Source organism: Paraburkholderia sp. CNPSo 3272, assembly GCF_024206495.1.
Taxonomy (GTDB): Bacteria; Pseudomonadota; Gammaproteobacteria; order Burkholderiales; family Burkholderiaceae; genus Paraburkholderia.
Genome location: NZ_JAMBPQ010000001.1, coordinates 425,662 through 451,563, shown reverse-complemented (window position 1 = coordinate 451,563; position 25,902 = coordinate 425,662). Strand labels below are relative to the sequence as shown.

The 25,902-nt window shown below is 65.3% G+C and carries 23 protein-coding genes; 18 read left to right on the top strand and 5 right to left on the bottom strand.

Annotation, left to right across the window (positions count from 1 at the left end; translation table 11 throughout):
• Positions 1-4 precede the first annotated feature (4 nt).
• From M3I53_RS02170 to M3I53_RS02160, 3 genes are all read left to right on the top strand, one after another.
• The gene (locus M3I53_RS02170; protein WP_254314321.1) at positions 5-1,378 is read left to right on the top strand and encodes an MFS transporter; all 1,374 of its coding nucleotides are present in this window, start codon (positions 5-7) and stop codon (positions 1,376-1,378) included.
• A gap of 268 nt (positions 1,379-1,646) precedes the next feature.
• Positions 1,647-3,179 carry a class I adenylate-forming enzyme family protein gene (locus tag M3I53_RS02165; protein ID WP_254314320.1) on the top strand — a complete coding sequence of 511 codons (1,533 nt, stop codon included), beginning with the start codon at positions 1,647-1,649 and terminating at the stop codon, positions 3,177-3,179.
• 71 nt (positions 3,180-3,250) lie between these two features.
• Positions 3,251-4,408, top strand: coding sequence for an acyl-CoA dehydrogenase family protein (locus M3I53_RS02160; RefSeq protein ID WP_254314319.1), 1,158 nt, complete (start codon positions 3,251-3,253; stop codon positions 4,406-4,408).
• 41 nt (positions 4,409-4,449) lie between these two features.
• Here M3I53_RS02160 and M3I53_RS02155 read toward each other — a convergent pair whose 3' ends face one another.
• A complete protein-coding gene (locus M3I53_RS02155; RefSeq protein ID WP_254314318.1) occupies positions 4,450-5,352 on the bottom strand; it encodes a LysR substrate-binding domain-containing protein in 903 nt (300 codons plus the stop codon).
• A gap of 291 nt (positions 5,353-5,643) precedes the next feature.
• On the opposite strand from M3I53_RS02155, the gene M3I53_RS02150 reads away from it, so the two are divergent.
• The 13 genes from M3I53_RS02150 (at position 5,644) to M3I53_RS02090 (ending at position 19,584) form a co-directional block, all read left to right on the top strand.
• Complete coding sequence (locus tag M3I53_RS02150; RefSeq protein WP_254314390.1) at positions 5,644-6,549, top strand: SDR family NAD(P)-dependent oxidoreductase; 906 nt, start codon at positions 5,644-5,646, stop codon at positions 6,547-6,549.
• The gene (locus M3I53_RS02145; RefSeq protein ID WP_254314317.1) at positions 6,549-7,841 is read left to right on the top strand and encodes an acetyl-CoA hydrolase/transferase family protein; all 1,293 of its coding nucleotides are present in this window, start codon (positions 6,549-6,551) and stop codon (positions 7,839-7,841) included. The genes M3I53_RS02150 and M3I53_RS02145 overlap by 1 nt, the downstream gene beginning before the upstream one ends.
• 59 nt (positions 7,842-7,900) lie before the next feature.
• Positions 7,901-9,100 carry an acetyl-CoA C-acetyltransferase gene (locus tag M3I53_RS02140; RefSeq protein WP_254314316.1) on the top strand — a complete coding sequence of 400 codons (1,200 nt, stop codon included), beginning with the start codon at positions 7,901-7,903 and terminating at the stop codon, positions 9,098-9,100.
• A gap of 45 nt (positions 9,101-9,145) precedes the next feature.
• On the top strand, positions 9,146-10,321 hold the full coding sequence (locus M3I53_RS02135; protein ID WP_254314315.1) for a phenylacetate--CoA ligase family protein: 1,176 nt from the start codon (positions 9,146-9,148) through the stop codon (positions 10,319-10,321).
• Positions 10,318-11,454 (top strand): hypothetical protein, encoded by a 1,137-nt coding sequence (locus tag M3I53_RS02130; RefSeq protein ID WP_254314314.1) that lies wholly within the window; start codon positions 10,318-10,320, stop codon positions 11,452-11,454. Before M3I53_RS02135 ends, M3I53_RS02130 begins: the two co-directional genes overlap by 4 nt.
• Positions 11,451-12,242: an enoyl-CoA hydratase/isomerase family protein gene (locus M3I53_RS02125; RefSeq protein WP_254314313.1), complete on the top strand. Its 792-nt coding sequence runs from the start codon at positions 11,451-11,453 to the stop codon at positions 12,240-12,242. The genes M3I53_RS02130 and M3I53_RS02125 overlap by 4 nt, the downstream gene beginning before the upstream one ends.
• Positions 12,243-12,263: 21 nt before the next feature.
• Positions 12,264-13,133, top strand: a complete 870-nt coding sequence (locus M3I53_RS02120) for a MaoC/PaaZ C-terminal domain-containing protein (protein ID WP_254314312.1) — start codon at positions 12,264-12,266, stop codon at positions 13,131-13,133.
• Between the two features lie 30 nt (positions 13,134-13,163).
• Entirely contained in the window at positions 13,164-13,952 is a 789-nt protein-coding gene (locus tag M3I53_RS02115; RefSeq protein WP_254314311.1) for a citryl-CoA lyase, read from the top strand.
• Between the two features lie 165 nt (positions 13,953-14,117).
• On the top strand, positions 14,118-14,963 hold the full coding sequence (locus M3I53_RS02110; RefSeq protein WP_254314310.1) for a MaoC family dehydratase N-terminal domain-containing protein: 846 nt from the start codon (positions 14,118-14,120) through the stop codon (positions 14,961-14,963).
• A 38-nt stretch (positions 14,964-15,001) separates the two neighbouring features.
• Positions 15,002-16,165 (top strand): acyl-CoA dehydrogenase family protein, encoded by a 1,164-nt coding sequence (locus M3I53_RS02105; RefSeq protein WP_254314309.1) that lies wholly within the window; start codon positions 15,002-15,004, stop codon positions 16,163-16,165.
• A 15-nt stretch (positions 16,166-16,180) separates the two neighbouring features.
• The gene (locus M3I53_RS02100; protein WP_254314308.1) at positions 16,181-17,359 is read left to right on the top strand and encodes a CaiB/BaiF CoA-transferase family protein; all 1,179 of its coding nucleotides are present in this window, start codon (positions 16,181-16,183) and stop codon (positions 17,357-17,359) included.
• A 45-nt stretch (positions 17,360-17,404) separates the two neighbouring features.
• Complete coding sequence (locus M3I53_RS02095; protein ID WP_254314307.1) at positions 17,405-18,784, top strand: MmgE/PrpD family protein; 1,380 nt, start codon at positions 17,405-17,407, stop codon at positions 18,782-18,784.
• Entirely contained in the window at positions 18,781-19,584 is an 804-nt protein-coding gene (locus M3I53_RS02090) for a CoA ester lyase (RefSeq protein WP_254314306.1), read from the top strand. Before M3I53_RS02095 ends, M3I53_RS02090 begins: the two co-directional genes overlap by 4 nt.
• A 105-nt stretch (positions 19,585-19,689) precedes the next feature.
• Here M3I53_RS02090 and M3I53_RS02085 read toward each other — a convergent pair whose 3' ends face one another.
• From M3I53_RS02085 to M3I53_RS02070, 4 genes are all read right to left on the bottom strand, one after another.
• Positions 19,690-20,625, bottom strand: a complete 936-nt coding sequence (locus tag M3I53_RS02085) for an electron transfer flavoprotein subunit alpha/FixB family protein (protein ID WP_254314389.1) — start codon at positions 20,623-20,625, stop codon at positions 19,690-19,692.
• 24 nt (positions 20,626-20,649) lie between these two features.
• Positions 20,650-21,399: an electron transfer flavoprotein subunit beta/FixA family protein gene (locus M3I53_RS02080; RefSeq protein ID WP_254314305.1), complete on the bottom strand. Its 750-nt coding sequence runs from the start codon at positions 21,397-21,399 to the stop codon at positions 20,650-20,652.
• A 223-nt stretch (positions 21,400-21,622) separates the two neighbouring features.
• Positions 21,623-22,615, bottom strand: a complete 993-nt coding sequence (locus tag M3I53_RS02075) for a ferritin-like domain-containing protein (RefSeq protein ID WP_254314304.1) — start codon at positions 22,613-22,615, stop codon at positions 21,623-21,625.
• Between the two features lie 358 nt (positions 22,616-22,973).
• A complete protein-coding gene (locus tag M3I53_RS02070; RefSeq protein WP_254314303.1) occupies positions 22,974-23,591 on the bottom strand; it encodes a LysE/ArgO family amino acid transporter in 618 nt (205 codons plus the stop codon).
• Between the two features lie 140 nt (positions 23,592-23,731).
• Between M3I53_RS02070 and M3I53_RS02065 the strand changes: the two genes are divergently transcribed.
• Together M3I53_RS02065 and M3I53_RS02060 are read left to right on the top strand one after the other, a co-directional pair.
• The gene (locus M3I53_RS02065) at positions 23,732-24,640 is read left to right on the top strand and encodes a LysR family transcriptional regulator ArgP (protein WP_133183488.1); all 909 of its coding nucleotides are present in this window, start codon (positions 23,732-23,734) and stop codon (positions 24,638-24,640) included.
• An 830-nt stretch (positions 24,641-25,470) separates the two neighbouring features.
• Entirely contained in the window at positions 25,471-25,875 is a 405-nt protein-coding gene (locus tag M3I53_RS02060; RefSeq protein WP_254314302.1) for a DUF3331 domain-containing protein, read from the top strand.
• The last annotated feature ends 27 nt before the right edge of the window (positions 25,876-25,902 follow it).

Genomic DNA, 25,902 nt, shown 5'->3' with positions numbered 1-25,902 from the left:
TTGCATGTACAAGGCGGTGGAGGTTACCGGCATCATCGACGAAAGCCGGTTCGGGCCGTATCAGCTACTCGTGGTCGCGCTGTGTGCGCTGTGCCTCGTGATGGACGGCTTCGATGTGCAGGCGATGGGCTACGTGGCGCCGGTCGTGATTCGCGAATGGGGCATTGCGAAGGAAACGCTCTCGCCGGTGTTCGGCGCGGGCCTCTTCGGCATGCTGGTGGGCTCGCTCACGTTCAGTACGCTCGCCGACAAGATCGGCCGCCGCCCGGTGCTGATCGGCGCGACGCTGTTCTTTTCCGCGTGCATGGTCGCGACGGGCTTCGCGCATTCGATCGCGGAACTGGTGGCCTGGCGCTTCGTCGCGGGGCTGGGGCTTGGCTGCATCATGCCGAACGCGATGGCGCTCGCGGGCGAGTACAGCCCGCGCCGCATGCGCGTCACGCTCATGATGATCGTCTCGTGCGGCTTTACGCTGGGCGGCGTGGTGGGCGGTCTGATCACCGCGGCGCTGATTCCCGCGTTCGGGTGGCGCGCCGTGTTCTTCGTGGGCGGGGCAATTCCGCTCGTGCTTGGCGTGTTGATGTGGCTTGCGTTGCCCGAGTCGATCCAGTTTCTCCTGTTTCGCGGTCGTGGTGAGCACACGCAGGCGCGCGTGCGTCGCAATCTGTCCCGCGTGGCGCCTGCGCTCGCGTTGCCAACCGGCGTGCAGTTCACGACAGCGGAAACGCGCTCGCGCGGCGTGCCGTTCGTCGAATTGTTCAAGCAAGGGCGCGCGCGGGTGACCGTGCTGCTGTGGATCGTGAACTTCGCCAACCTGCTTGCCATGTATTTCCTCTCGAACTGGCTGCCGACCGTGATCCGCGACGCCGGCTATTCGACCCAGACCGCCGTGTTCGCCGGCACGGCATTGTGGGGCGGCGGTGTGATCGGCACGCTGCTGCTCGGCCGCATCATCGACCTCGCGGGCTTCACGCGCGTGCTCGCCACGACGTTCCTGATCGCCATCGTCTCGACGGCCGCGATCGGCAATCCGGCCGTGATGGTCTCCGTGGCCGCGATGTTCGTGGCGATCTTCGTCACGGGCTTCACGATCATCGGCGGCCAGCCCGCGCTGAACGCGCTCGCCGCGACCTACTATCCGACCTCGCTGCGCTCGACCGGCATCGGCTGGAGTCTCGGCGTGGGCCGTATCGGCTCGGTCGCTGGCCCGGTGCTGGGCGGCGCGCTCCTGCACCTGCAATGGTCGTCCTCGTCGCTCTTCCTCGCGGCGGCTGCGCCGGCCTGTGTGTCGCTCGCGGGCATCGTGGCGATTCATCGGGTGAATAGCGCTTCTAAGGGCACGATGGGAGGCGAGCGTGCGGCGGCGCAGATGGAGTGACTGGCGCCAGCGCCTGCGTAGGGCCGCGCCGGTGCCTCGCACGCGTCACCCGCGAGCGCTGAGTGCCTCGCGAGCACGCGCCCGGTCGAGACGATAACGCCTCGAAGCCCCGGCCATCGGGGTGAATTCCGACTTCTCGGCAGACGAATGCCGGCTTTATCGAAAACGAATTGTTGGCAGGCCGCGCCTGAACCACACTGATACCTGTCGCGATGCGGCGTGCCACGGCGCGCCGTCCGCAGTCAAAGAGCAACGACGGGAGGTGACAGTGGTGAGGCGAGCGGCGCGCAAGATCAGCGATATCGCGCGGCACTGGGCGGAAGCGTCGCCCGAGGCCGTGGCGATACGCGAAGAAGCAAAGGTGACGAGCTTCGGGCAGCTTTGGAGCGACGTTGGGCAAGCGCAGCAGTTTTTGCGCGAGCAGGGTGTGGACGTGGGCGACCGCGTGCTGATCGTGGCCGAAAACTGCTCGGCCGTGGTGACGCTGCTGTTCGCGCTTTCGGAAATCGGCGCGTGGCCGGCCGTGGTCAATGCGCGGCTCTCGGAGCGTGAGATCGAAACGATCCGCGCGCATTGCGGGCCGCGTCTCATGCTGTTTACGCACGGTGCTTCGCCCGATGCGCTGCGCCACGGCGTGCGCTATCGCGCGCGCGAAATCGCGCCCGCCGGGCTCGGTCCGCTGATGATGGCCGCGCCCGACCTCGACGCCGCGCGCGAGGCCGAGGCGCTCGCGCACGAGGTCGCGGTGCTCCTCTACACGTCGGGCACGACGGGCCAGCCCAAGGGCGTGATGGCCACCCATCGCGGCCTGCTGCATTTCGCGCATGTCTCGGCGAGGTCGCGCGTCATGACACAGGCGGACTGCGCGTACGCGGTCATGCCGATGTCGCATATTTTCGGCCTCGCCACGCTGCTGCTCGCCACGTTCGAGGCGGGCGCGAGCCTGCATCTCGCAGCGCGCTTCTCGGCGGAGGAAGTCGTGAAAGCGCTGGGCGCCTCCGAAATCTCCATTCTCCAGGGCGTGCCGACGCTCTTCACGCGCATCGTCGCCTATGTGCGCGAGCACGGCGGCACGGTGCATGCACCGCGTCTGCGCTACCTGTATACGGGCGGCGGTCCGCTCGATCCCACGCTCAAGCAGCAGGTCGAAGCGCTCTTCGGCATGCCGCTGCATCACGGCTACGGCATGACTGAGTACGCGGGCTCGCTCTTCATCACGCGCATGGACCGTCCGCGCAAGGATGTCTCCTCGGGCGAGATCGTCGAGGGTGCCGAGTTGCGCGTGGTCGGGCCCGACGGCCACGATGTGCCGCGCGGCGAAGCGGGCGAATTGTGGGTGCGCGGTCCCGGCGTCATGCACGGCTACTATCGCGAGCCGGGCCTGAGCGCGGAAGTGCTCGATGCGCAAGGCTGGCTCAAGACCGGCGACCTCGGCCGGCTCGACGCGGAAGGCGCGCTCTTCATCGTAGGCCGCTCGAAGGATCTCATCATCCGCTCGGGCTTCAATGTGTATCCCATCGAGGTCGAGTCGGTCATCAACACCTACGCGTCGGTGCGCCAGAGCGCCGTGGTGGGGCGGCGCGACGCCGAAGGCAACGAGGAAGTCGTGGCTTTCGTGGAAGCGAAGGAGGGCGCGACGATCGACACAGCCGATCTAGCCCGCTACCTGAGCGAGCGGCTTTCGGCCTACAAGCGCCCCTCGGAAATCGTGGCCATCGACATGATTCCGACCACGGCCAGCGGCAAGCTGCAAAAGCAGCCGCTGCGTGAAATGGCCAAACGCGCCGTCCGCGCTCACTGAGCATTCCTCATCTTTCTCATCCTCACGGGCGGCATCGTTGCCGCCTGATCAACGATTGCAGGACATACACCATGATTCGCGACCAGGAAACGATGAACGTTCTGCTCGATAACGTCGCGCGCTTCGTGCGCGAGCGTCTCGTGCCGAACGAAGAGCGCGTGGCCGAAACCGATGAAATTCCGGCCGACATCGTCGACGACATGAAGGCCATGGGTCTCTTCGGCCTGACCATACCGGAGCAGTACGGCGGGCTCGATCTCACGATGGAAGAAGAGGTGCTCGTGATGTTCGAACTCGGCAAGACTTCGCCCGCGTTTCGCTCGATCATCGGCACGACGGTGGGCATCGGCTCGCAGGGCATCGTGATCGACGGCACCGACGAGCAAAAGGCGACGTGGCTGCCGAAGCTTGCGAGCGGCGAGACCATCGCGAGCTTTGCGCTCACGGAGCCGGGCGCGGGCTCGGACGCCGCCTCGATCAAGACGCGCGCCGAGCGGCGCGGCGACCACTACGTGGTGAACGGCACCAAGCGCTTCATCACGAATGCGCCGCAGGCCGGCATGTTCACGCTGATGGCGCGCACCGATCCGGACGAGCCGCGCGCGGGCGGCATCACCTCGTTCATCGTCGACGCGAAAACGCCCGGCATCAGTTTCGGCAAGCGCGACAAGAAGATGGGACAGCGCGGCGCGCATACCTGCGACGTCATCTTCGAGGACGTGAAGGTGCCCGCGGAGAACATCATCGGCGGGAAGGAAGGCGTGGGCTTCAAGACCGCGATGAAGGTGCTCGACAAGGGGCGCATCCATATCGCGGCGATCTGCGTGGGCGTGGCGCAGCGCATGCTCGACGACGCGCTGCGCTACGCGATGGAGCGCGAGCAGTTCGGCGAGAAGATCGCCGAGTTCCAGCTCGTGCAGGCCATGCTCGCCGATAGCCAGACCGAACTGTACGCGGCGCGCTGCATGGTGCTCGACGCGGCGCGCCGGCGCGACGCCGGCCAGAACGTGAGCACCGAGGCGGCGTGTGCGAAGCTCTTCGCATCCGAAATGTGCGGGCGGGTGGCAGACCGCGCAGTGCAGATCTTCGGCGGCGCGGGCTATATGTCCGATTATGGCATCGAGCGTTTCTACCGCGATGTGCGCATCTTCCGCATCTACGAAGGTACGAGCCAGATTCAGCAGATCGTCATTGCGCGCAACATGATTCGCGCGGCTGGCGGGCGCTAGGCGAGAGGGGCGGCGCGCAGCACGCGCGCCGCGTCATGGGCTTATTCCAGGCGGCCGATGCCGTCGGCCACCAGCAGATCGACGAGCTTGCGCGCGAACAGGGGCAGCGCATCGCGCTCGGCCATGCAGATCTGCAGCTTGCGCACGGCCCACTCATCGGTGAGCGGGACGATCTTGAGCGACATGGTTTGCGCGTGGCGGCGCGCTGTGCCCTCGGGCAGCACGCCAATGCCGATGTTTGCCTCGATCATACGGCACGCGGCTTCAAAATTGCCGATCTGGATGCGCCAGCGTATCGTGCGCTGCAAATCCGACGAGGCGCGCTTGAGGAACGAGAAAATCGCGCTCTCGTCGGGCGGCCCGATGAAGTCGTAGTCGAGCGTATCGGCAAACGCCATCTCGCTCGCCTGCGAAAGCGGGTGGCTCAGCGCGGTGACGAGCACGAGCCGGTCGCGCCGGTAGGGCAGCACCTGCAGTCCCTCGGTGCGCACATTGCCGGCCACGATGCCGATATCGATCGTGCCGTCCTGCACGGCGCGCACGATGTCGGGCGAAAGGCGCTCGTGAATGTCGACGTACACATCGGGATGATTGATGAGGTAGGTGCGCAGCACGGCGGGCAGGAATTCGCTCATCGCCGTGGTATTCGCAAACACGCGCACATGGCCCTTTACACCCTGCGAGTATTCCTGCAGGTCTCCCGTGAGTTGCTCGAGCTGCTTGAGCACGCGGCGCGCGTGCGCAAGCAGCGTCTCCCCGGGTCCCGTTAGCGTGACCCCCTGGCTCGTGCGGCTCAAGAGCTTCACGCCCACCTGTTCCTCCAGGTTCTTGATTCGCGTGCTCGCCGCGGGCAGTGACAGGTGCGCGCGCTCCGCGCCGCGCGTGAGGCTGCTAGCTTCGGCTACGTGTGTGAAGAGCTTCAGGTCGACGAGATCGAAATGCATGGATGAATGCCGTGACTCCAGTGTCCGTCAGCTCGTTCGTTCGGGGGATGCAAAAAACATGCGGGACGAGCAGACTCCAGCCATTATTGCGCCGCAGCGCAATGCACGCCATTAGCGATAGTACGGGTTAATCCTGGCCGAAACAGGCGTTCGGCATATCCAAATTGTGCAGCCTGGGCCGATGCGTCAAGCTGGAACACGAACGGCACAGCTTGCCGCATAACGATTCAAATCGAATGAACGCCCGGCGCAAAGCGGGCTGGAGGAGCGAAAACGATGACGACGCAACGAATGCTGGACGGCAAGGTGGTGGTGGTGACGGGTTCGGGCGGGGGCATTGGCCGCGATATCGCACTCATGATGGCCCGCCACGGCGCGAAAGTCGTGGTGAACGACGTAGGCGCCTCGCTCACCGGCGAGGGCCACAACGACGGCCCCGCGCAAGCCGTGGTGAACGAGATCAAGGCGTTCGACGGTCAGGCCACGGCGAACACCGACAGCGTGGCCGACGCCGCCGGCGCCGCGCGCATCGTGCAGAACGCGCTGGATGTGTTCGGGCGCATCGATTGCGTGGTGAACAACGCGGGCATCCTGCGCGACCGCTTCTTCCACAAGATGAGCGAAGAAGAGTGGGACGCCGTGCTGAAGGTTCACCTCTACGGCTCCTACTATGTCTCGCGCGCCGCCGCCGACCACTTCAAGGAGCAGCGCAGCGGGGCGTTCGTGCATATGACGTCAACGTCCGGGCTGATCGGCAATCTTGCGCAGGCCAACTACAGCGCGGCGAAGCTCGGCATTGCGGGCCTGTCGAAATCCATCGCGCTCGATCTGGAAAAGTTCGGTATCCGTTCGAACTGTATCGCGCCGTTCGCCTGGAGTCGCATGATCAACTCGATCAAGATCGATTCGCCGGAACAGGAAGCGCGCGTCGCCAAGATCAAGCAGATGACGCCCGCGAAGATCGCGCCGCTCGCCGTCTATCTCGCGAGCGAGCAGGCCGCCGACGTGACGGGCCAGATTTTCGCGGTCCGCAACAACGAAATCTTCCTGATGAGCCAGCCGCGCCCCGTGCGTTCGGTGCATCGTGGCGAAGGCTGGACGCCGGAGACGATTGCCGAGCACGCCATGCCGGCGTTGCGCAAGTCGTTCCATACCCTCGATGTTTCCGCCGATGTCTTCAGCTGGGACCCCGTCTGATGACGCGCAGCCCGCGCGCGGCGCGCGTCGTCGACGCCGCGCAGCTCGATTTCGCGCAGTACGTGCGCCCGGGCGACACGCTCGCATGGGGCCAGTGCGGAGCCGAGCCGTGCACGCTCACGGCGCTGCTGATGGCGCAGCGCAAGGCAATCGGCGGGCGTTTTCGCGTGTTCGTAGGCGCATCGTGGTCGGACACACTCGAGCCCGCCTATGCCGACTGCGTGGACTTCATGGCCTATGGCGCCTCGGGTACGAACCGGCGGCTCGAACGCGAGGGCGTGCTCGACATCCTGCCCTGTCACTACTCGCAGTTTCGCAGCGCGCTGACGAGCGGTCCGAATCGCATCGACGTATTGATGCTGCAAGTCGCCCCCGCCGATGAGGCGGGCCGCTACAGCCTCTCGATCGCCCATGAGTATCTCGTGCCGCTGATCGACAGCGCGCGTGTGGTGATTGCGGAGGTGAATGCGGCGGCGCCCTGGACCTACGGCGAGCGCATGTTGCGTGCCGACGATTTCGATGCGCTCATCCATACCGAGCGCGCGCCGCTGGAAGCGCCGGCCACGCAGGCCGGCGACACCGAGCGGCGCATCGCGCAATACGCCGCTTCGTTGATCGAAGACGGCTCGACGATCCAGTTCGGGCTGGGCGCCCTGCCCGAAGCCATCGTCGCGCAGTTGCGCGACCGGCGCGACCTTGGCGTGCATAGCGGCACCATCGGCGACGCCGTGGTCGAACTGATTGAGGCCGGCGTGGTGACGAATGCGCGCAAGTCGCGCGATCGAGGCGTGAGTGTGGCCGGCACGATGATGGGCACGCGCAAGGTCTACGCGCATGCGCACTGCAATGCGCAGATCCAGTTTCGCGCCACGGCCTATACGCACGACATCGACGTGCTCGGCAGCCTCGACCGGTTCGTGGCGATCAATTCGGCGCTCGAAGTCGACTTGACGGGCCAGGTCAATGCTGAGGCCGCCGGTGGCCGCTATGTGGGCGCGGTGGGCGGAGCGCTCGACTTCATGCGCGGCGCGGCGCGCTCGCACGGAGGTGTCGCGATCGTCGCGCTCGCCTCGAGCACGCGGCATGGCAGCCGCATCGTCGCGCGTCTTTCGGGGCCGGTCAGCACACCGCGCAGCGACGTGGCGGTGATCGTCACCGAGCACGGCGTGGCGGACCTGCGCGGGCTTACGCTCGCGCAGCGCACCGAGCGCATGCTCGCCATCGCGCCGCCGCAGTGGCGCGAACAGCTGGCCGCGCAACACCATGCGCGGCGGGATGCGATAGCGGTTTGACGGTACGCAGGCGCACGACGCGGCGAACAACAACCAGACACCATGCAAAGGAATCCGAAATGAGAAGAGCAGCGATAGTCGCACCGGTACGCACGCCGGTGGGCACGTTCGGCGGCAGCCTGCGCCCCGTTTCCGTCGAAACGCTCGCGGCCACGGTGCTGCGCGAAACCATCGCGCGCAGCGGCGCAGACCCGGCGCGCATCGAAGACGTGGTCTTCGCGCAGTCGTATGCGAACAGCGAAACGCCTTGCATCGGCCGCTGGGCCGCGCTCGAAGCGGGGTTGCCCGTGCAGGTGCCCGGCATGCAGATCGATCGCCGTTGCGGCGGCGGGCTGCAGGCGGTCGTGACTGCCGCGATGATGGTGCAGAGCGGCGCGGCGGACGTGGTCGTGGCCGGCGGCGTGGAAAGCATGAGCAATATCGAGTACTACACGACCGACATGCGTTGGGGCGCCCGCGCGGGCTCGATAAAGATGCACGATCGTCTCGAGCGCGGCCGCGAACGCTCGCAGCCCGAGGGGCGCTTCGGCTACATCTCCGGGATGATCGAAACGGCGGAGAACCTCGCGAAGCAATACGGCATCACGCGCGAGGAAGCGGACGCTTACGCCGTGCGCAGCCATCAGCGCGCGGCGGCGGCATGGGAGTCGGGCCGCTTCGCCGACGAGGTGGTGGCGGTGTCGGTGCCGCAACGCAAGGGCGACCCGGTGCTGTTCGCCCGTGACGAAGGCGTGCGCGCCGACGCTAGCGAAGCGTCACTCGCGAAGCTCAAGCCGCTCATGAAAGGCGGCAGGGTGACGGCGGCCAACGCGAGCCAGCAGAACGACGCCGCGGCTGCATGCCTGATCGTCGCCGAAGATCAGCTCGATAAACTGGGCCTCACACCGCTTGGCTATCTGACGGGTTGGGCCGCTTCGGGATGCGATCCCGCGACGATGGGCATCGGCCCGGTGCCGGCCGTGCAGAAGTTGCTGCAAAAGACCGGGCTCACCTTCGATCAACTCGATCTCGTCGAACTTAACGAGGCCTTCGCGTGCCAGGTGCTCGCCGTGCTCAAGGGTTGGGGCTGGCACGACGAATCGCGGCTGAACGTGAACGGCTCGGGCATTTCGCTCGGTCATCCGATCGGCGCGACGGGGGTGCGCATGCTCACGACCTTGCTATACGAACTGCAGCGCCGCAAGGGCCGCTACGGCCTCGAAACGATGTGCGTGGGCGGCGGGCAGGGCATCGCGGCCATTTTCGAGCGGGCGGCGTGAGTACGAACGCTTCGTATCCCTACTGAACATAAAAAGGAGGAGACGATGCTCGATGCACTCAACGCGCAGCTCGCGCGGCTGCAAACGCATCCGTTCTATGCGGGACGTCTGCCGGGTAGCGTTGCGAGCGCGGCGGAGTTCGCCGAGCGCGTGCCGCTCATGACGCGCGCCGAACTGGTGGCCGAGATGAATCGCCCCGGCTACGGCGCGTTTGCGCCGGCCGTCCCGCCGGTGCGCGTGCACCTCACGCCGATGGGCGCAACGCTGGTGCCCATCCTGCAGAGCGCAGCCGACCTGCGCGCCATCGAAGCCGCTTGCGGCCAGCATCTCGACGCGTGCGGCATCGGCGCCGGCGACGTCTGCATGGTGACGTTCGGCTATCACCTTTTCGTTGCGGGGCTTTTCTATCAGACCCAAATGGAAGCGCGCGGCGTGGCGTGCATTCCGCATGGCCCCGGCGAGACCGAGCGCGCGGCGCGCGTTGCGCAGCAATGCGGCGTGACGGTGCTGGCCGGTAATCCGTCGCACGCGCTCAAGCTCATCGAAGCAGGTTGCCCCGTGCCGCGTGTGTTCTTCGCGGGTGGCGAAGCGTTCACGGGCAACGCCGCGCTATACGCCCGCGTGCGCGAAGCGATGCCGGGCACGTTGCTGATCGACAGTTACTCGCTTTCCGAATGTCTGCCCGTGGCGCGTACGTTCCCCGGCGGCACTGGTGTGCACGTGTTCGACGAACTGCTGTACGCCGAAGTCATCGACCCGGACACTGGCATGCCGGTCGCCGAGGGCGAGCGTGGCGAACTCGTGCTCACCCATCTGCAGAAGGAGTTGCAGCCGCTCGTACGTTATCGCACCGGCGACCTCACGGTGCTCGAGCGCACCGCGCCCGTGCATGGGCGCACGGTGTCGCTGCCGCGCGTGGTGTTCGGCCGCGCCGATTCGATGGTGAAGATCAAGGGCGTGAAGGTCTACCCCTCCGAGTTGAAGACGGTGCTGCTGGGCGTGGAGGGCGCAACGGGCGCGTATCGGCTCGTGGTCGGGAGAAAGGCTCATGGCGGCGACCATCTGACGCTGCAGGTGGAGGGGACGGTGCAGGGCGGCGCAATCGAGGCCATAGCCGAGCGCTTCAAGCGCCAGACGCTGATACACGCGGACGCCATCGAGACGGTCGCGAAGATCGAAAGCGCGGGCCTGGTAGAAGATCAACGGAGAGAGACGACATGAATGCAAGCGCAACGCAAAACCCATCCCCGTGGCGCCTCGTCGTAGGCGGCCACAGCTACGCGGACTTTTCGATTTCGGTGTCGCCGGCCGTCGAGCGCGCCGTGGCCGAGAATCTCGCGCCGCCCACGGTCTATCTGAACGTCTTCAACGAAGACAGCATCACCGTAGGCGTAAACGAAGATCCGAACCAGGTGCTCGATTTGCCGTTCTGCCGCGACAACAACGTGCTCGCGCGGCGGCGCGTGAGCGGCGGCGGCGCGATCTACGCGGGGCGCGGCTCGGCATTCCTCGCGTTCTATCTGCCGATCGGTCTGCCCGGCGTGCCCCAAACGGCGGCGCAGGCGTTTCCCACCATCCTGGGACACGTCGCCGAAGCGCTGCGTGATGTCTTCGGCCTGCAGGCCGCTTACCGGCCGCTGAACGACGTCGAAATCGACGGTCGCAAGCTCGTGGCCACTTCGCTCAAGATCGAAGGGGGCGTGCTGACATTCCGCATTCTGCTGAACGTGAAGGCGATCGACACGGCGATCGCGGCACGCGCCATGCCCATGGCGCCCGAGAAGGTCAAGGACAAGAAGCACAAGGATCTCGGCTCGCGCTACACGTTTCTGGAGCAGGAGCTCGGCCGCGAAGTGAGCGCCGATGAGTTGACCGCGTGGGTCACGGCCTGCGTTCGCCGCACGTTCGGTGAAATGGCGCTCGAGTCTGGCGCGCTCGGCAGCGAAGAACTCGTTTTTGCCCAGCAATACGAGCGCGAACTGCACGAGGAAAGCTGGTTCCATGAAAAGAGCGAGGCCACTCGTTACAGCTCGATCACCCAGACGGGCGACCGTATCGTGCGCGGACGCGAAAAGGCGCCGGCCGGGCTGATCTGGCTGAGCCTGCTCGTGCGTGACGGCACGGTGGTCAAGGCGATCGTCAATGGCGACTGGCACCCGCGTCCGCTGGCATCGGTCGCCTGGCTCGAAGACGGCTTCACGGGACTCGCCGCCACACGCGAGGCGTGCGCGGCGCATATCGAGGCATTTCTCGCGCGCCCCGACGTGGAGTTCGCAGGCGTCGAGCCGATGCATCTCATCACGGCGCTCGACAAGGCGCTCGTTGAACTCGCCAGCGCCGGGGTGAGCGCATGAGCGAAAAAACCTTGCTGATTGAACAGGACGCGGGCGTCGCGACGCTCACGTTCAATCGTCCGGAAGCGAAGAACGCGCTCAACGGCGAGATGCGCGTGGAATTGCTCGAAGCCGTGCAGCGCATACGCGCCGATCGCGGCGTGCGTGCAGTCATTCTGCGCGGCGCGGGTGACGACTTCTGCTCGGGCGGCGACGTGCGCGGCATGAACGTGACGAGCGCCGAAACGGGACGCGACCGGATCGACGACCTGCATGGCTGGGTCAGCATGCTGATCGACCTCGACCGCCCGGTGATCGCAGCCGTGGATGGCGTGTGCTACGGCGCGGGCTTCAGCTTTGCGCTCGCCGCCGATTTCGTGATTGCCAGCACGCGGGCGCGCTTTTGCATGCCTTTCATGAAAGTCGGTCTCGTGCCCGATTGCGGCGCGTTCTATACCCTGCCGCGCATGGTGGGACTCGCGCGTGCGAAGGATCTCGTCTTTACGGCGCGCGAATTACGCGCTGCACAAGCGCAGGAGATCGGCGCGGTGCTCGAAGTCGTCGAGCCCGAACAGCTTCATGCGCGCGCTACGCAGGTCGCGGCCAGCCTCGCGACGGCGTCGCCCATTGCGTTTGGTCTGGCAAAGCGCGCGTTGAACCAGTCGCCTGGCAGCGATCTGCGCGCGATGCTCGAAATCGAGTCCGCGGCGCAGGGCATTGCGTTCACGACCGAATTCCATCGCGAGGCCGTGAAGCGCTTTCGCGAGAAGGCCGATCCGCTCTTCAAGTGGCCCGCCGCCGAGGCCTGAACTTTCACCCCATGCACCGCCATGACGATCGACTATCACACCCTGCGCAACTGGCCGTTCAAGGACGTCGAGCAAACCTATACCGCGCGCGACGCCATGCTCTACAGCCTCGCCGTGGGATACGGCGCCAATCCCGTTGATCCGGACGACCTGGCATACGTCTACGAAAAAGAGTTGCGCGTGCCGCCGACGTTTGCCGTCGTGCTCGGCTTTCCCGGCTTCTGGGCACGCGACCCGCGCTCGGGCATCGACTGGGTGCGGCTATTGCACGGCGAGCAGAGCCTCGTGATGCACAAGCCGCTGCCGCCGGCCGCGACCGTGATCGGCCGCTCGCGTATTACGCGCGTGGTCGACAAAGGCGCAGGCAAGGGCGCACTGCTCGAAATCCAGCGTAGCATTACGGACAAGGCAAGCGGCGAGTTGTATGCCACTGTCACGCAACTCACGTTCTGCCGCGGCGACGGCGGCTTCAGCGCGCACGACGGCTCGAGCGACGAAGCGCCCGCGCCGCCGCCGCCGATGCCCGAGCGCGCGCCCGATCATCATTGCGATCTGCCGACGCGCCCGGAAACGGCGCTGATTTATCGGCTGTGCGGTGACGACAACGCGTTGCATGCCGACCCGCAGGTCGCGCGCGCGGCGGGGTTCGAGCGGCCCATCCTGCACGGGCTCGCCACGTGGGGCGTGGCCGCGCATGCCCTGCTCAAGACCCTGTGCGCGAGCGACCCGCAACGCCTCGCGGCCTTTCACGCGCGCTTTACCGCGCCTGTTTATCCGGGCGAAACGATCCGCACCGAGATGTGGCGAGACGGCAGCGAGGTGAGTTTTCGCGCACGCGTGCTGGAACGCGACGTGCTCGTGCTCAATCATGGACGCGCGCAATTGCGCTGAACGCTATTCTGCATAACGAAGGATTAGACTATGGCCCGTCAACCGAAACCGCTCGTGCGCTCCGATATCGCGTACAGCACGCCCGATCGTATCGTCGTGCGCGGCAAGAGCCTGCCCGACGAAGTGCTCGGCCACATGAATCTCGGCGACTTCGCGTATCTGCAACTCACGGGCAAGGCGGCCACGCCGCAGCAGTCCGCCATGTTCAACGCGATCGTCATCACGCTCGTCGAGCACGGCATGACGCCCAGCGCCATCGCCGCGCGCATGACCTATGCGGGCGCACCCGAGTCGCTGCAGGCGGCCGTCGCCGCGGGGCTATGCGGGCTCGGCTCGGTGTTCGTCGGCAGCATGGAAGGCGCGTGCCGCATGCTGTCTGAGACGCTGCCTTATGACGGCCAGTGCGACGATCTCGAGAAACTCGCAGTCGATACCGTCGCCGCATGGCGCGCGCGCGGCACACCGATTCCGGGGCTAGGCCATCCGCTGCACAAGCCCATCGATCCGCGCACGCCGCGTCTTTTCGAGCTGGCCGCGCAAAACGGCATGTCGGGGCGCTATGTGAAGCTCATGCAACTCATTGGCGCAGAAGCGGAGCGTGCGTCGGGCAAAGCGCTGCCGATCAATGCGACGGGCGCGATCGGCGCGATTTGCTGCGAATTCGGCTTCCCGTGGCGCATCGTGCGCGGCTTCGGCGTGATGGCGCGCGCGATTGGCCTCGTGGGTCATCTGCTCGAAGAAGGTGAGCGCCCCATGTCGTTCGAGTTGTGGCAGCGTGTGGAAGACGAAGCCTCTGCACACTTGCGCGGCGAAGCGTGAGGCCGGCGCGCGGTCCTGGTTGAAAGGCGCGTGCAAGTATCGCGCGGCAATGGTCGGGGGATTAACGAAAGCGAAAGGGCTGATTCGGCAAAGGCAACTTCGCGAAGCGGCGCCAGCCGTTCATAGTATGGCCAACAGGCCCTGATCTCGCAACGGAGAATTGCCATGCCGGAATCGCAAACGCCAACGCTCAGCGCGTGGCTCGACACGACAGAAACGCTTACCGACGACATCACCGCGTTCCCTCTGCGCGCGCTCGCAGCCACGCTCGATCGCGAAGCCCCTGATAGCGCCGTACCGCCGCTGTGGCACTGGCTCTATTTCCTGCCTGTCTCGCCGCTCGCGCAGGCGGGTGCCGATGGACACCCGAAACGCGGCGGCTTCCTTCCGCCGGTCGACCTGCCGCGCCGCATGTGGGCGGGCGGGCGTCTCACATTTCACGCGCCCCTGCACGCGGGCAGCGAGGCCGCGCGCACTTCCACCATCGCCAATATCGAAGACAAGACCGGCCGTAGCGGCCGTCTCGTGTTCGTGACCGTGCAGCATCGCTATGAGAGCGGCGGGGCGCTGTGCATCGAGGAAGAGCACGACATCGTCTATCGCGACGCGCCGCAGCCCGGCGCGAGCGCGCCCAAGCCGGTCGTAGCTCCTGAAGGCGAGACCTGGTCGCGAACGCTCACGGCCAGCACGCTCATGCTGTTCCGCTATTCCGCGCTGACCTTCAACGGCCATCGCATTCACTACGACTTCCCGTATGTCACACAGGAAGAGGGCTATCCGGGCCTCGTCGTGCACGGCCCGCTCATCGCCACGCTGCTGCTCGACCTCGTGCACCGCGAGCGGCCCGACGCCACGATCGCGACGTTCGCGTTTCGCGCGGTACGGCCCACGTTCGCGGGCAACGCGTTCACGCTGTGCGGCAAGCTCGCGGACGACGCGCGCTCGGTCGAACTCTGGGCGAAAGACCACGACGGCTATCTGACGATGCAGGCCACCGCCACGCTGGCCTGAACGGCAACACGATTATTCATAGCGAATTCATATCGATCATGCAAACCACGCAACAAGATTCGTTTCAGGACATCCGCGAAGCCGTGCGCGATCTGTGCCAGCAGTTCTCCGGTGAATATTTCCGCAAGATCGACGAGGCGCGCGGCTATCCTGAGGAGTTCGTCGACGCGCTCACGAAAGCGGGGTGGCTCGCTGCGTTGATTCCTCAGGAGTACGGCGGATCGGGTCTGGGCTTGACCGAGGCCTCGGTCATCATGGAAGAGATCAACCGCTCGGGCGGCAACTCGGGCGTTTGCCACGGCCAGATGTACAACATGGGCACGCTGCTGCGCCACGGCTCGCCCGAGCAAAAGCGCAAGTATCTGCCGAAGATCGCGAGCGGCGAACTGCGTCTGCAATCGATGGGCGTGACCGAGCCCACCACGGGCACGGATACCACGAAGATCAAGACCACGGCGGTTCGCAAGGGCGACCGCTACGTGATCAACGGGCAAAAGGTGTGGATCTCGCGCGTGCAGCATTCGGACCTCATGATCCTGCTTGCGCGCACCACGCCGCTTGCCGACGTGAAGAAGAAGTCTGAAGGCATGTCGATTTTCGTGGTGGACTTGCGCGAGGCGATTGGCAACGGCCTCACGGTGCAGCCGATTCTCAACATGGTCAATCACGAGACCAACGAACTCTTCTTCGATAACCTCGAAATTCCGGCGGAAAACCTGATCGGCGAGGAGGGGATGGGCTTCAAGTACATCCTCGACGGCCTGAACGCCGAGCGCACGCTCATCGCGGCCGAATGTATCGGCGACGGCTACTGGTTCATCGACAAGGTGAGCGCCTATGCCAAGGAGCGCATCGTGTTCGGGCGGCCGATCGGCCAGAACCAGGGCGTGCAGTTTCCCATCGCCCGCGCGTTCGTCAACGTCGAAGCCGCGAGCCTGATGCGCTTCGAGGCCGCGCGCCGCTTCGACGCGCACGAGGTCTGCGGCGCGCAGGCCAATATGGCGAAGCTGCTAGCCGCCGACGCTTCGTGGGAAGCGGCGAATGCATGCCTGCAATTCCATGGCGGTTTTGGCTTCGCCTGCGAGTACGATGTGGAGCGCAAGTTCCGCGAGACGCGCCTGTACCAGGTCGCGCCGATCTCGACCAACCTGATCCTCTCGTACGTGGCGGAGCATGTGCTCGGCCTGCCGCGTTCGTTCTGACCGGAGACGCGCGCCATGAGACCACTCGATGGTATCAAGGTCGTCACGCTCGAACATGCGATCGCCGCGCCCTTCTGCACGCGCCAGCTTGCCGATCTCGGCGCGCGCGTGATCAAGATCGAGCGGCCTGGCGTGGGGGACTTCGCGCGCGGCTATGACGAGCGCGTGCATGGACTCGCGTCGCACTTCGTGTGGACGAACCGTTCGAAGGAAAGCCTCTCGCTCGACGTCAAGCACAAAGAGGCCGCGCCGATCCTCGACGCGCTGCTAGCCGACGCCGACGTGCTCGTGCAGAATCTCGCGCCGGGTGCTGCGGCGCGACTCGGACTGAGCTATGAAGCGCTGAGCGAGCGTTACCCGAAGCTGATCGTGTGCGACATCTCCGGTTACGGCGACGACGGTCCTTACCGCGAGCGCAAGGCCTACGACCTGCTGATCCAGAGCGAATCGGGCTTTCTGTCCATCACGGGGTCGCCGGGCGAGCCCGCGAAGGCGGGTTGCTCGATCGCCGACATCGCCGCAGGCATGTATGCCTATTCGAACATCCTGAGCGCGTTGCTGATGCGTGGTCGCACCGGGCGCGGCTGCCGCATCGACGTTTCGATGCTGGAGAGCATGGTGGAGTGGATGGGCTATCCGCTCTACTACGCGATCGACGGGCAAACGCCGCCGCCGCTCGCAGGCGCTTCGCACGCGACAATTTACCCATATGGGCCGTTTCCGGCCGGTGACGGCAAGTCGGTGATGCTCGGCCTGCAGAACGATCGCGAATGGAAGCTCTTTTGCGAACACGTGCTGTCGCAGCCGGAACTGGCCACCGATGAGCGCTTTGCCGCGAACTCCCAGCGTTCCGCGCGCCGTGCGGAACTGCGTGAACTGATCGTCGAGGCGTTTTCGAAGCTGACCGCGGCGCAGGTCATCGAACGGCTCGATCGCGCCGGCATTGCCAACGCCCAGATGAATACGATGGCCGACGTGTGGGCGCATCCGCAACTGCAGGCGCGCGAGCGCTGGCGCGAGGTGAAAACCTCGGCGGGGATCGTTCCGGCGCTGTTGCCGCCGGGCGCGCCTTCGGCATTCGATGCGCGAATGGATGCGGTGCCGGCGCTCGGTCAGCATACCGAATCAATCCTGCGCGAGCTTGGCTATGACGAATCGCGCATCGATGCGCTGCGCGAAGCGGGCGCCATCTGAACGCGTCTTGCGCCTCGCAAACCGACTCCACTGAACTACGCTGCCATGACAGATCATCCCAGCCGCGCACTTGCGGCGTTCGCCTCGCAACTGCGCTTCGATTCGATCCCGTCTCACGTCGTCGAGCGCACCGTCAATCTCTACGTAGACTGGCTCGGCTCCGCGCTGGGCGGCAAACTCGCGCGCCCAGTAGAGACGATTGCGCGTTTCGCACGCGCCGCGCGCGGCGCCCCCGAAACGCAGGGCCCGTGCGATGTGATCACGGACCGCACCCGCACCACGGCGTATTTCGCCGCGATGACCAACGGCGCCGCTTCGCATTTCGTCGAGCAGGACGACGTGCACAACGGCTCGGTGCTGCATCCAGCGACCGTCGTGTTTCCGGCGACGCTGGCGCTCGCGCAGGCGCTCGGCGCAACCGGGCACGAGTTCATCGCGGCCTCGGTGGCAGGCTACGAAGTGGGCATTCGCATCGGCGAATTCATGGGTCGTTCGCACTACAAGATATTTCACACGACCGGCACCGTTGGTACGATCGCGGCTGCTGCCGCGGCCGGCCGCCTGCTGAAGCTCACGCCCGAGCAGATGCTCGACGCGTTCGGATCGGCGGGCACGCAGGCGAGCGGCTTGTGGGAATTCCTGCGCGACGCAGCCGATTCGAAGCAACTGCACACGGCCATGGCGGCGGCGAACGGCCTGATGGCTGCCGAGCTCGCGGCAGACGGATTTCGCGGCGCGCAGCGCATTCTCGAAGGTGCGCAGGGCATGGCGGCGGGCATGTCGAGCGATGCCGATCCAGGAAAGCTGGTCGATCGCCTGGGAGAGCGTTGGGCCACGGTCGAAACGTCGTTCAAGTATCACGCAGCGTGCCGTCACACGCATCCGGCCGCTGACGCGCTGCTGTCCGTGATCGAAGCGCATCGTCTGAACCCCGACGATATCGCGAGCGTGACGGCGCATGTGCATCAAGGCGCCATCGACGTGCTTGGCAGCGTGGTCGTGCCGAGCACCGTTCACCAGGCGAAATTCAACATGGGAACCGTGCTCGGCCTGGTCGCATACCGCGGCTATGCGGGCGTGAACGAGTTCGAGCGCGACTACTCGGCGGACAATATCGCCGCGTTTCGCTTACGCGTGACGATGGCGCTCGACGAGGAAGTGGACCGCGCGTATCCCGCGCGCTGGATCGGCAAGGTGAGCGTCACGACGCGCGACGGCCGCACGTTGCAAGGCCGCGTGGACGAACCGAAGGGCGACCCGGGCAACACGCTTTCGCGCGAGGAGATCGGCGCGAAGTTCGTGCGGCTCGCGGCATTTTCGGGCGCAGCGAGCGAAATCGATGCGCAGCGCCTGCTCGACGCGGCGTGGGGCATTGCCGAGGCGCAGCGCGTGGGTACGCTGTTCGGCGAGAGGGCGGGTGTATGAGTGCCGCGCTTTCCCGCTCGTATCTCTTCGTGCCGGGCAACCGGCCCGAGCGCTTCGAGAAGGCGCGCGGCGCGGGGGCGGATGCCGTGATCTTCGATCTGGAAGATGCGGTCGCGCCGGACCAGAAGGGCGCGGCGCGCGACGCCGTGCTTGCGTCGCTGGACCCCGTGCGCCCCGTGTGGGTGCGCGTGAACGGCACCGACACGCCCTGGTTCTCCGATGACGCCGCCGCGCTCGCGGGACATGCAGGCGTGGCGGGCATCATGTTGCCGAAAGCGGAAAGCGCGGAGCAGGTCGCGGCGGTGCGCTCAGGCGCACACGACGCGCTGCACGTGTTGCCGATCGTGGAAACGGCGCGCGGGATCGCGGGCCTGGATGCGCTGTGTGGCGCGCGAGGCGTGCTGCGCGTGGCGTTCGGCACGCTCGACTTTCAGGTGGATATGGGCATCGACGGCGACGGCGAGGAACTCGACGCGTTCCGTTCGCGGATCGTGCTGGCATCGCGGCTTGCGGGCATCGCGGCCCCCGTGGACGGCGTTTCGACCGTCTTCGACGACGCCGATGGACTCGAGCGCGAGGCGCGGCGCGGGCGGCGCTTCGGCTATGGCGGCAAGCTATGCATTCATCCGAAGCAGATCGAGCCCGTGCATCGCGCGTACGCATGGAGCGAGCTAGAGCGCACGTGGGCGCAGCGCGTGCTCGACGCGGTGCAGGCGAGCGGCGGCGCGGCGGTGGCGCTAGACGGCAAGATGGTCGACATGCCGGTGATCCTCAAGGCGCGGCGGATTCTGGGGGTTTGAACGCTTGCCGCTGTCGTTGAAGCTGCTGCGCAGAAGTCGATAAAGAAGGCGCCTTTGTTTTCACAAAGGCGCCTTTCGTTTTTTGTTACTAGCCAGCGGAAGGCCTTAGCCGATTGCGCCAACGAGTTCGGGTACGGCCGCAAACAGGTCGCCCACGAGGCCGTAGTCGGCCACGCTGAAGATCGGTGCTTCTTCGTCCTTGTTGATCGCGACGATGACCTTCGAGTCCTTCATGCCCGCAAGGTGCTGAATCGCACCGGAGATGCCGACCGCCACGTACAGTTGCGGCGCGACGATCTTGCCGGTCTGGCCGACCTGATAGTCGTTCGGCACGTAGCCGGCGTCGACGGCTGCGCGCGAGGCGCCGAGCGCGGCATTGAGCTTGTCCGCGAGCGGTTCCAGCACCAACGCGAAGTTCTCGCCGCTACCAAGACCCCGGCCACCCGAGACGATGATCTTCGCGCTCGTGAGTTCCGGACGGTCGAGCTTCGTGACTTCACGGCTCACGAATTGCGAAAGTCCGCTGTCGGCTGCGGCTTCGATGTTTTCGATCGCTGCGTTGCCCCCAACGGCAGCGACAGCATCGAACGCCGTCGTGCGCACGGTGATGACCTTGACCTGGTCGACCGATTGCACCGTCGCGATCGCATTGCCGGCGTAGATCGGACGCTCAAACGTGTCGGCGCTGTCGACTGCCGTGATATCGCTGATCTGCGCGACGTCGAGCTTCGCGGCAATACGCGGCGTGACGTTCTTGCCCGCTGCCGTTGCCGGCGCCAGGATGTGCGTGTAGTTCTTCGCAATGCCCAGCACCGTTGCTTCGACGTTCTCAGCAAGGCCCTGCTCGAGTTGCGGCGCGTCGGCCAGCAGCACCTTTGCCACGCCTGCGATCTTCGCGGCTGCGTCCGCTGCGGCCTGCGCATTGCGACCCGCGACCAGCACGTGCACGTCGCCGCCAATCTTCTGTGCTGCGGCGACCGTGTTCAGCGTCGCGGCCTTGATCGACCGATTGTCGTGTTCGGCTATTACCAGGTTCAGCAGATTCGTCATTTTGTTTCGCTCCCCTTACAGAACCTTGGCTTCGGTTTTCAGCTTCTCGATCAGCGCCGCAACGTCCGGCACCTTCACGCCGGCCGTTCGCTTCGGCGGCTCGGCAACCTTTAGCGTCTTCAGGCGGGGCGCGACGTCGACACCCAGATCCGAAGGCTGGATCGTCTCCAAAGGCTTTTTCTTCGCCTTCATGATGTTCGGCAGCGTGACGTAGCGCGGCTCATTCAGGCGCAGATCCGTCGTGACGACTGCGGGTAGCTTGAGCGACAGCGTTTCCGCACCGCCGTCCACTTCACGCGACACGGTCGCCTTGCCGTTGGCGACGACCACCTTCGAGGCGAACGTGGCTTGCGGCAGGTTCGCCAGCGCGGCGAGCATCTGGCCGGTCTGGTTCGAATCGTCGTCGATGGCCTGCTTGCCGAGAATGATCAGCGACGGCTGTTCCTTGTCGACCAGCGCTTTCAAGAGCTTCGCCACGGCGAGTGGCTGCAGATCGTCGTTCGACTCCACCAGCACGGCGCGATCCGCACCGATAGCGAGGGCCGTGCGCAGCGTTTCCTGGGCCTGCGAAACACCGCACGAGACGGCAATGACCTCGGTCGCCGCGCCGGCTTCCTTCAGACGAACCGCTTCTTCCACGGCAATTTCATCGAACGGGTTCATCGAAAACTTCACGTTGGCGATATCCACCCCCGTGCCGTCCGACTTCACTCGGACCTTCACGTTGTAATCGACCACGCGCTTGACGGGCACCAGAATTTTCAAGCTCTCTCTCCTCGATAGGGGCAATGCTTTCGTCTCTGACGAAGACCTTCGTCACTGTGACAGACGCGTGAGCTGCGCGGAATTCAGCTTTGTGGAAGGCGTGCTTCGAGCGCGCTAAAGCCGCGCCGCGCAACCTGCATGGGCGCGAAGCGTCGCATGAAGGCAGCGCGCGCCGCAATCGTCCATTCGAACGAAGCGGCGCGCGTGCAAGGAAGGGGCCGCGTCAGTTCTTCTTGTCGCGCACGAAGTGCAATGCGAAGCGCACGAGACGCGGCATCGTTTCGGGCCGCAGCAGACGCTTGTCGTAGCCCGCAAAGCGTCGGTCGTTTTCGGCGAGACAAAGGCGCATGAGTTCCGGCACGCTAATGTCGACGTCCGTCACCTGTTGCGCGCCGTTCATCGTGAAGTTGTTGTCGTGCCGGTGTTCGTTGCCCTCGGCGTCCATGGCGCGCGCGAGGCCGACGCGCTCCCACGCCAGAAAGGCCCAGACGCCCGCCACCTTCAGCTCGAAGCGAATGCGTTGCCACCAGTTGAGCCGGGCGCGATGCCACGCCAGCCAGTTCGCGAACAGCAGGATATGGCGGCATTCTTCCTGCATGACGGGCTCGAACGTGTCGATGAGTTCGGGCGGAAAGAGGCCCGAACGATGCGCGACTTCGAAGAGGCCGAACGCGAAAAAGCTGTCCACGCATTCACTGTAGCCCGTCACGAGGTAGGCCCATTCGGCGTCCTCGGGGTACACGTAGGGCGGTTCGCTCGCGAGCTTGATGCCGTACGCCGCCACCATGCGCGAGAGCACTTCCTTGTGGCGGTTCTCTTCCCACGCGTTGAGTGCGAGCGCGTCGCGCATCACGGCGTCGTCGAGCGAGGCGGCATAGGCGGCCATGCGCAGGCGCGCGCGGCCTTCCGTTTGCACGGCAATGTCCCAGATGGGCAGATCGGTAATGCGCTTGAGCGCCGCGGGTTCGAGCTGCGGCCAATCGAGTACCGAGGGCCGGTAAGGATTGAAGGTCTCGCGGAACATGCGGCACATCTCGTCGCGATGCAGGTCGGAGCCGGGCGTGAGCGCACCGGCGACACGGCTCGTCCAGTGGCGCGTGTTGCGCTCGGCGGCGTCGAGCGTCTCGCGGTCCGGACGCTCGACTGGCAGCGCGGGCGCGTTGAACCCGGGAATGAGTTGCGACGCATCGAAGGCGTCGAGTAGCAGGTCGTCCATCTCGCTGTTCTTTTGCTGGTGGCTGCCGCACGCGACGCTTTCACGGTTGCCAGGATGCATAAGAGACTGCAGTCGTCGCAAGAGCTTACTTCGAACCGGCGCAGCGCGCGACGAGCACGGCGTTCCGTTGAATCGTTAGCTATCGTTCAGACGTCGCGCAAGAATGCCGCTTCCGATCGAGTCTGTCTCGTTCGGCGCAATAACGGCCCGCCCCATATCGAATCGTTGAACAATCGCGGCGCGAACGCGCGGGCCTGAGCATGGCGGTGCGGCGCGCTTGCCGCGTGGGGTAGCGGGTCGTCATGGAAAACGCGGCAAACGCGGCAAGTGCGCAAGCCGCGCGGCGCTTTCGCGCACTTCAACGCAGTTGCGCGAAGGCGATCAACAGCACCATGCCGCCGATGGCGCCGTCGAGCACGCGCCATGCACCCGCACGCCGGAACAGCGGCGCGAGCACGCGCGCGCCATAGCCGAGCGCGACGAACCACACCGCGCTCACGGACATTGCGCCGATCGCGAAGGCGAGGCGGCTGCCCTGCGGTTCTCGCGCGCCGGCCGTGCCGATCAGCAGGAAGGTGTCGAGATACACGTGCGGATTGAGCCAGGTGAACGCGAGCGTCATGAGGATGATCGGCCACGCGCGCTGCGCGGGGGCATCCGCCGCAGCATGGCTGTCCAGCACCGCGTGCGAAGGGCGCACCGCACGGCGCAGCGCGCCGATGCCGAACCACACGAGCCAGGCGAGCCCCACGTACAGCACGATGTGCACGAAGGTCGGGTAGCGCTCGACGAGCGCCGAAGCGCCGCCTACCCCCGCGCCGATCAGCACGAAGTCGGAGAGTGCGCAGAGCAGGACGATCTTGCCGACGTGCGAGCGCAGGATGCCCTGACGCAGCACGAACGCATTTTGTGCGCCGATCGTGACGATGAGCGAGGCGCAGAGCGCCGCGCCGTGAGTGAAAGCGAGCCAGTTCATGACGGTTGCGAAGAAGGCAGGAGCCGCGGGCGGCGCGGTGCGCGGCGCCTGCATTGGACATCGACAGGGAATGGCGCTAGTCTGCCGCCATGAGCCACATAAGCAAAGCTCATTTTCATTAACCGGATTAAGGAACGCTAATGCTCGACTATGCCTTGCTCGATGCGCTCGCCGCCGTCGTGCGGCATGGTTCGTTCGATCGCGCCGCGGGCGCGCTCAACGTTACGCCCTCGGCGGTTTCGCAGCGCGTGAAGCTGCTGGAGGAGCGCGTGGGCACCGTGCTCGTGAAGCGCGGCCAGCCTTGCGTCGCGACGGCTTCCGGCGCCCTGCTGTGCCGTCATACGGAGCGCGTGCAATTGCTCGAGGCGGAACTGGGCGGGGCGATGCCGACTTTCACGAGCGCGCTGGGGGCGGCGCGGCCGACGCTGCGCGTGGCCGTCAACGACGACAGCGTGGGCACCTGGTTCATCGACGCCGTGGCGGCCTTCTGCGTCGAGCGCGGCATTCTGCTCGACCTCGTGATCGACGACCAGGATCACACCGCGCAACGCATGCGCGACGGCAGCGTGCAGGGGGCCGTCACGACGCAGGCGGAGCCCGTGCAGGGCTGTCGCTCGACGCGCCTTGGGCGCATGCGTTACCTGGCGGTGTGCTCGCCGGCGTTCTTCGAGCGGCATTTCGCGCAGGGCGTGACGCGCGACACGCTGCGCCACGCGCCGTGCGTCGAGTTCAATCCCAAGGATCAACTGCAAAAGCGCTTCATTCGCCGCATTACGCGCGCGCAGATCGACGCGCCACTGCACTGGATTCCCCACGTAGCCGGTTTTTTGCGCTGCTGCCTGAACGGCCTGGGCTGGGGCATGTGCCCCGAGCGCATGATCGCGCCGCATCTCGCGCGCGGCGAACTCGTCGAGCTCACGCCCGGCCGGGCGCTCGACGTCGAACTGTACTGGCAAAGCTGGCGGCTTTCCATTGGCTGGCTCGATGACTTCGGCGCCATGCTCAAGGTGCGCGCCGGCGAATTTCTCGATCAGGGCCGCGGCGCGTAAGACGCGCGCCGCGCGATATCTTCACTCGGTTGTCTTTATCCGCGGATTCAATGTCGGATTAGTGCGCTGACTTTCGGTGCGCACGACAGTGCTCGTAACATCACCGTTTTGTTGCTATTCGCCTCCTGCGAGTTGCACAATGTCACCATCGGCGCGCGGCATGCGTCTAAAGCAATATCCGAAATCCATTAATTGCTTTTCGAATAGTGGAATGCTTCGATATTCGCTGGGTGTGGGGACTGCAAGCTTCGTGCGAGAATTTCGCGTCCAATAGACTGACGTTTAGTATGTGATATGTCTGATGCGCCGATGCCAAATAGAAGCCTTGCGTTTCATTGATCGGTCATATCCCGTGTGTAAGAGTGGGGTCGTCGCGCTGCCGGTAAAGGCCGTGAGAACGGCCATGGGCGGTATTCCAGGCTCGGTCCGGGGCGCAGGATGCGGCGGGCGCCGTAACAATTCAGTTATGGGAGAAAAGCGCGCGACTTGTCACATCCCGCCTGAAACCGGTTATTTTTTCCGCAGTGAGATTGTTAAGTATCATCAAATCGGCAAAAAAGTTCACAGATGTAAAGAAACCAACATTGGAGGCTTGCAGTCGGAACTGAAAGCCCTGCTATCTCGTTTTTTGCGTTTCGCATTATCGTGTGAAAATTGCGTTTTTCCTGTGGATTGCGAGTTGGACACGCTATAATCCGGACGTGGCAGAGTGCTTATTCGACCGGCATATTTGAATCGTTTCCACGTGCACGAGGTGCATTATGACGAAATTAGATACCGGCAGCGTTTGGCAACAAACTATTGACCTTCTGTCCGCGGCTTCCGAGCCGTTGAGCCTGGACAGCGAATTCGAAGGCGGCAGAAGCTGCAAACCGGTACCCATCACACGCGGCGCATCGGAGGCGGCCAACCGGCGGCGCGCCACGGTCCGTTCGTGGGATGCGCAGGGCATCACCTTGATCCGGCGGCATGATCCGGACAGCATCACCGTTTGCTGGAGCGACGCCACCTACGGCCGTTACTCCGACCAGTTGTGGCGGGTCTGCACGGCGCGCCGCAGCGCCATTTGCGCGCTGACCGGCGAGAAGATACGTCGCGGCGACGCGGTGTTCCGGCCGAGCCCCAACCGCCGCCATCGCCCGGCCAACGCCGACGCGATGATCCTCGCAAGCAAGCTCGACAACCTGCCCAACGCCGTGGTCGCGGCGCGTCTGGACGAGGCGCTGGCCGCCTGAGCGGAGTGCCTGCGCGCACCGGTCGCC